The organism is Noviherbaspirillum malthae, from assembly GCF_015352985.1.
Lineage (GTDB): Bacteria > Pseudomonadota > Gammaproteobacteria > Burkholderiales > Burkholderiaceae_D > Noviherbaspirillum > Noviherbaspirillum malthae.
In genome coordinates, this window is sequence record NZ_JACYXF010000069.1 from 25,137 (window position 1) to 31,554 (window position 6,418).

Here is a 6,418-nt window from a genome sequence, read left to right on the forward strand (position 1 = left end):
GTGGGCTGACGGGCGCGGGCAGCGCAATCTATGTTCTGGTGGAGGGCAAAAAAAGTGTATTATACATACAATCTTGAATGTAGCTATCATGCCTACGCGACCGTCCACCTACTTATTTCCGATACACCGACGATGGTTAGAAAAACCAAGGAAGCAGCGCTCGAAACACGGCATCACCTGCTCAATGCCGCAGAGGATGTTTTCCATCGCGCGGGCTATGCCCGCACTACTCTTGAGGCAGTCGCGGCGGCAGCGGGGCTGACGCGGGGTGCGATCTACTGGCATTTCAAGGACAAGAGCGACCTCTTCAATGCCATGTGCGACCGCGTGCGACTGCCGATGGAAGAACTGGCAGCATCCGGCGAAGGACCTGACAATGACGACCCGCTTGGCCACCTTCGCAAGATCTGCGTTTTCTTTCTGACCCAAGCCGCCACCGACGTGCATCTGCGCAAGGTGTCCGACATTCTGTTCAACAAGTGCGAATTCGTGGATCCTGTGGATCCGGCGTACATCCGGCAGCAAGAAGCGTTCCTGGACGGCCGCGCCCACCTCAAGAAGGTGATGCAGCAGGCGGTGAAGAAGGGTCAGCTAGCCGACGACCTCGACATCCCGTTGGCAGCCATCACGTTCCACGGGGCCATTGACGGCATCCTCAGGAATTGGCTCTTCTCCAAGGAATCATTCCGTCTGGTTGAGGAGGTGGAGCGCCTGGTGGACGCCTGCTTGGACATGGTGCGCTACGCAGCGAGCCTAAGAAAAAAAGCCTAGTCCCGCCATGTAGCTAGTCGAGCCTGAAGTACTGATGCAAGCCAGTACCGACGCGGGTTAGTGGGGAACTTCGGGGATTTGAATTCACCAGAAATAGGGTACGCCGCTACGATTTTCTGGTGAATTCATGGCCCCCAAAGAGATTCCTCCTGCGCAAGATCCGGCCCTTGCGCCTCGTGAGTTGGTCAGCATGGTCGACCCGCGCCATGCGTTGGTTATCTTGGCTGGCAAGATGGATTGGCAGGCGGCAAGCGCCCAGTTCGGCCCCTTGTACGTCCCAGGCCGTGGTCGGCCTGCCATTTCGGTCCAACTCATGGTAGGCCTTCATTATCTTAAGCATGCCTTCAATCTCTCAGATGAACAAGTCGTCATGCATTGGGCCGAGAATCCGTATTGGCAGTATTTTTGCGGAGAGCAGTATTTCCAGTATCGCTTACCTATCGATCCCAGCCAGATGTCGCGCTTTCGCAAACGCATCGGCGCAAGCGGCTGTGAGTTCCTGCTTAAGCTAACGATTGATGCCGGCCTGATCACCAAGACCATCGTGCCAGCCTCGCTAGATGCGGTCAATGTGGATACCACTGTCCAGGAGAAGGCGATCGCCTTCCCGACTGATGGCCGGCTCTATCACAAGGCACGTGCTGCCTTGGTGCGGGAAGCGAAGAAGGCCGGTATGCACCTGCGTCAAAGCTACGAGCGCTTGGGCAAACAAGCGTTGGTGATGAACGCACGTTATGCACATGCGCGGCAGATGAAACGAGCACGACGCGAGCAAAAGCGGCTACGCACCTATCTCGGACGGGTCATGCGTGATATTGAACGCAAGATTCAAGCCGCCCCTGCCCTGGAAGACCGCTTCCGGAATTGGCTCAACATAGGTCATCGGATTCATGCACAGCAGCGTCACGACAAAAACAAGATCTATAGTGTGCATGCGCCTGAAGTGGAATGCATCGCCAAAGGCAAGGCGCACAAACACTATGAGTTTGGCGTCAAAGTCAGCGTCGTCACGACCAGTCGCGACAACTTTGTGGTGGGCATGCAGTCACTGCCATGCAATCCTTATGACGGACACACTCTCGAAGCAGCCATCGAACAAACGATCAACCTCACTGGCATCACACCCAAACAGGCATTCGTCGATCGCGGCTACAAGGGGCACCGGCCGCAACGCTTGTCGGTGTGGGTAGCAGGGGCCAAACGAGGCGTGACCAACTTGATTAAAAAACGACTTAAGCGACGTAATGCAATTGAACCGGTAATCGGACATATGAAGGCCGATGGTCGCCTTGCCCGCAACTTCCTCAAAGGTGTCACCGGCGATGCGATGAACGCCATGCTTTGCGCCGCTGGGCACAACTTGCGCAAAATCTTGCATCGGCTTGGCTCTTCCTTCCCGTCAATTGATGCACTAGCCTAATGACTCCATACTTTTTCAGGGATGACTAGCTAGGCTCCGACGGCGTCAACCCACGCGGTGCCCGTCGATGCTTGCATCGCCGTCGGCTTCCTTGCAGCACGCATGAACTGATGCAGGATGGCGATTACGGTGTCGCTCCATTTGAAGCCCATAATTGGCGACAGTGTCGCTTGACAGCGTCGAGCATTCGCGAATATCAGATTACTAGGAGCTAGATTCTGCCGAGGCGAACACTGCGTCTTCCATTTCCGGCCGCTTCGGGTAAAATTTACGCGCTACCGGCAACGGTCCTTTCAACACCGAGCCGACAGATGAATGGCTTGGGCAGAATGTGCTTGGGATGATCCATCTGACGGCTGTCCAACTTATAGGACGCGCACAGCAACCGAACTGACGTCACGGGAGCTTCGACACTCCGCGCTGTCTTACCTCATCGCTGGTAAGAGCTGCTGTGAAGCTATGATCAATAGCTCACCTTTACGCCCAGGCCCAGAATTCGCTGAGAAACGTTGTAGTCTATTAAGCTATAGCCATAGCCGGAGAAAACCTGCACGTAACCCTTGAGGCGCTCGGATAGAGGGAAAGCCCAGCCGAGTTGGGCTGCGCCTTTGTCGGTATTAAAGTTATGGCGCATCAGTAGAGAAAGTTCGTGCCCATTCCAACGATATGTTCCTACGATGTCGCCGTGGCCTAAGTAGTCTGTGATGCGGGGATTATTATCCTCGTCCGCGTCTTCCTTGAAGCGTTTCCAGGCGCGCACTAGAAACTCGAAATCGTCTTTTTCCAGCCCCGCCTGAAGATAGACTCGATTCCAGCTACGCGAGAGAAGAGACCCCTGTCCATTTGACTGATGCTCTAGGCCAAGATTCAGAAAGCGTAGTCGTAACCCGAGCAGGTTCAGGTTTGTCGGTACTACCGCCATCAGTTCGGGCTGATAATTGGTTTCCCGGAAAGGGCTTGAGGCTTCCTGATTACCGGCTTGCCAAAAGCTGCGCTGAGTATAACCAAACCAGACATCTACAGGCAGGTTTGCCGGCTTCTCTGCGACCTTTAGCTTGAAGCTCAGTTGAAATGCCAGCTCGCCGCGCGACAACTCAGCATCCGGGTTGATCAGTCGGAAAGGCCGATAAGGCGCATCATTTGGGTCTGGGTTATAGGTGCCGACGAGATAGTTTTCTCGATGAGGGCGAAAGTAGAAAGTTCCTCGCTTGCTGGCTTCATCCAATTCCCAGTGCTCTGCCATATGGGACGAAGTCTTCGGTGGAACCTTACCGTTGTCATAAGCTGACGGTTCGCTTACTGTTTCGATCGGTTTCGGACTCTGCCGAAGATTATTGTCACCATTTCGTCCAAAGACTCGGTCGTAACATTGCAAGCGCTCTTCGTTCACCGAAATCAATTGGCATGCATTGGGATCTGCTGGAAGTGACTGAGCACCGACATTCGTATAAGCGAATGCAAGAAGCCCCGCTGCGGCCAATCCGGATGGTCCTTTCAATTTTACGCCATCCTTTCTCTAGGAAAGTTCAAAAATTTGAAATATGAACAGTGCAGGGGTAGTCCGTTTGTTTAAGCAGAAATCCCATTGCGTTGAGTATAGCCTTGCGGACGTAAGGGTGCCGCCCGCCACTTGTCTTTCTGACCCAGCGTTGTGATGCAAAGCAACTACTTATGCTGCCGTTTGATTTCCTGCAACCACCTCTCCACAGTATGCATCCATCCATTCGGTGAATCAATGGTGATGCTGGAGGAATGTTCTGGTTGGCCGTGCCATGCGGGCTGCTACCGCTATAAGCAACAGCATAAGAAGTGCTACCGGCAGTTCATTGATTCGCATCCCAGCAACAACAGGAACTAAATGGGGAAAGTCAGCATCAAGTCCGCCCGCTCCAGGAAAGAAAAAGCTAACGACCATCGAAGCCCAAAAAACTGCTGGGAAAAGACTGGCCAAATTCAACAACTGTAAATCGCCGTGCGCACGACGCGCAAGAAAATACAGCCCCAGCAAACCGAGGAAGAGTCCAAGGCTAATCGTCATTGCATCATGGAACTTAGCATGTGCGCTCCAGGCAGGATTAAAAAGATGAGTACGATTGAAGTCCGCTGCGAAACCACCGAGTGCAGTGACAGTCGCCAGTGCATACAGCATCGAAATTCCGATTCGCTCCCGTCTCATACTCGTCCCTCTACGCTCGATCAGACCTACGGAAACGACAAGGGGTAATTCCTCGCTCGGTCGGCCAATCCAATTAAACTCATTTCATAGATGCGAGGGCACGCGCTCGCATCTATGAAATGAGTTCAAGTATCTATTTGGTAGTGCCCGATGAATAAAGTTCACGGAGTTAGTGTATAATTGAATTAACGCTTATACTTACGTACCACTGGCGTTATTTATTGGCTCTTCCGCACTTTTTGTGATGACAGCCCCAAATTACTCCCTATGCAATACTTGGATACGTAACAGGACGGGGCTCGCCCTTCCATACATCTGCCGCTTGAGCATCTTGAGGCAGTTGATATGTCCTTCAGTCATGCCGTTGCTATAACTGCTCGTAAGCGCCGCGTTCACAGCGGCGTGGTCCTGCTCCAAGCCCTCTCCAAAGCGACGCAGCTCCAAGCTACCGCTTTCACAAGATTGCCTGATCCAGCTGTCTAGGTGCACAGGTAATTCCTTTCTCACCATGGCAATAAACTGTTGAGCCAAGGCACATGACTCGCCGATCTGAGGATTCAGTTTGCAGCCCAGATCGGTGAACTGCCGCCGGCTCTCCACCTCGACATCGCTGCGATATTCAAGTTGAAGTAACCAAGCGCACCCCCAGTGGCTCAGTTTTACTCCGCGCGTGACAGCTAGCCCGCTCATCTAACGCTTGATCTCCGGAAAACGCAGACTCAGCCTCATCTCCGCGCCAAAGGTATCAGGATGCACTTATGTGACGCACCTATGAAGTTATAACAATGGTATAACATATAGACGTCGCATAGGGTGCTGGTCTTAACGGGCTCTTAACGTTGCCTTAGCTATTCTTGGCGTCTTTTGGGAATTGCTATGCCTTTCACTTCCGAACATTGATGGCGTGGAGCTTTGTAGGCCTTGCAAATGTTGCAAGTGATTAGTGATGCCACCTACCCCAGAATATTTACCCAAGCGACGTTCATGACAAAAACGGAAGGTCGTTGCACCTTTTCGACCATCATAATTATGAATAGAACAGTGCTAGACGAGAAAGCAAAACTACAAATTAATTTGGCACGGTTCGTACGTCTCACCAAATGGGCCGGCCCCTTCACAAGCGTGATTGTCACATTGCTTATCGGAGTTGCAATTCTGTCCATATCGCGACTTGCTCTCGTCGTATGGCAATGGGATCGCGTACACGCTACAGGGCTCCCCAATGGCGCAGAAAAATTTATTCGATCTATCAACCACATAGCTTGATGGGGTAGTATGAAACGTACTTGTAATAGTTCAGCCACTCATCCAGGTCGGATTGCAGCTCTTCGATGGTCCGGTAAATCTTGCGCCGGAACGCGACCTGGTAAAACTCCTGCAGAACGGTCTTGTGGAAGCGCTCGCAAATGCCATTGGTTTGCGGGTGCCGTACCTTAGTCTTGGTATGCTCGATGTCATTCAAGGCCAGGTAGAGCTGGTAATCGTGCGATTCCGGCCTGCCGCAGTATTCCGTGCCGCGATCGGTCAGCATGCGGATGACGCCCATGCGCTGTTCAGCAAAGAACGGCAAGACCCGGTCATTCAACAAGTCCGCTGCGGTAATGGGTGTCTTGGTGTTGTACAGCTTGGCCGCAGCCCACTTTGAATAGGTGTCGACAAAGGTCTGCTGGTAGATGCGTCCCACACCCTTGATGGTGCCGACATAAAAGGTGTCCTGGCTGCCCAGGTAGCCGGGATACGCCGTTTCGATCTCGCCATGGGCGACGTCATCCTCCTGCTTCTTCTCCAGCGCCACGACCTGCGCTTCGGTCAAGACTTCGCCGGTATGGGCAACATGGCGCTCAAGCGCAGACAGGCGCTTCTTGAACGATTCCAGGTCCCGGCGCAGCCAGACCGAGCGCACGCCGGAGGGCGAAACAAAGATAGAGGTGGCCCCGGAAATCTGGACAGCTAGATAAGTGGAGCTTTGCTTGATGAAACCGGTCGAAAGACCGTACCAAGGAGCAAAGCATGAGCAAGAGAACAAGGCGCAACCACGCAAGCGGATTCAA

At 53.1% G+C, this 6,418-nt stretch carries 5 protein-coding genes and 1 pseudogene; 2 read left to right on the forward strand and 4 right to left on the reverse strand.

The features are described 5' to 3' along the window. The first annotated feature begins 132 nt into the window (after positions 1-132). Together IGW03_RS31990 and IGW03_RS31995 are read left to right on the forward strand one after the other, a co-directional pair. Positions 133-771, forward strand: coding sequence for a TetR family transcriptional regulator (locus IGW03_RS31990; RefSeq protein ID WP_194726506.1), 639 nt, complete (start codon positions 133-135; stop codon positions 769-771). 127 nt (positions 772-898) lie between these two features. After that, positions 899-2,191: an IS5 family transposase gene (locus IGW03_RS31995; RefSeq protein ID WP_194726507.1), complete on the forward strand. Its 1,293-nt coding sequence runs from the start codon at positions 899-901 to the stop codon at positions 2,189-2,191. A 463-nt stretch (positions 2,192-2,654) separates the two neighbouring features. Here IGW03_RS31995 and IGW03_RS32000 read toward each other — a convergent pair whose 3' ends face one another. From IGW03_RS32000 to IGW03_RS32015, 4 genes and pseudogenes are all read right to left on the reverse strand, one after another. After that, positions 2,655-3,689 (reverse strand): phospholipase A, encoded by a 1,035-nt coding sequence (locus IGW03_RS32000; protein WP_228536223.1) that lies wholly within the window; start codon positions 3,687-3,689, stop codon positions 2,655-2,657. A gap of 234 nt (positions 3,690-3,923) precedes the next feature. Beyond that, on the reverse strand, positions 3,924-4,340 hold the full coding sequence (locus IGW03_RS32005) for a DUF6640 family protein (RefSeq protein WP_194726508.1): 417 nt from the start codon (positions 4,338-4,340) through the stop codon (positions 3,924-3,926). 285 nt (positions 4,341-4,625) lie between these two features. After that, entirely contained in the window at positions 4,626-5,057 is a 432-nt protein-coding gene (locus IGW03_RS32010) for a transposase (RefSeq protein ID WP_194726509.1), read from the reverse strand. A 565-nt stretch (positions 5,058-5,622) separates the two neighbouring features. Then, positions 5,623-6,291: pseudogene (locus IGW03_RS32015) on the reverse strand (integrase core domain-containing protein); the annotation flags it as partial. Between the last annotated feature and the right edge of the window lie 127 nt (positions 6,292-6,418).

Excerpts from the sequence above, each read along its gene's own strand:
- IGW03_RS31995 (WP_194726507.1), top strand. The coding sequence starts at position 899 with ATGGCCCCCAAAGAGATTCCTCCTGCGCAAGATCCGGCCCTTGCGCCT.
- IGW03_RS31990 (WP_194726506.1), top strand. The coding sequence starts at position 133 with ATGGTTAGAAAAACCAAGGAAGCAGCGCTCGAAACACGGCATCACCTG.
- IGW03_RS32005 (WP_194726508.1), bottom strand. The coding sequence starts at position 4,340 with ATGCTGTATGCACTGGCGACTGTCACTGCACTCGGTGGTTTCGCAGCG.
- IGW03_RS32010 (WP_194726509.1), bottom strand. The coding sequence starts at position 5,057 with ATGAGCGGGCTAGCTGTCACGCGCGGAGTAAAACTGAGCCACTGGGGG.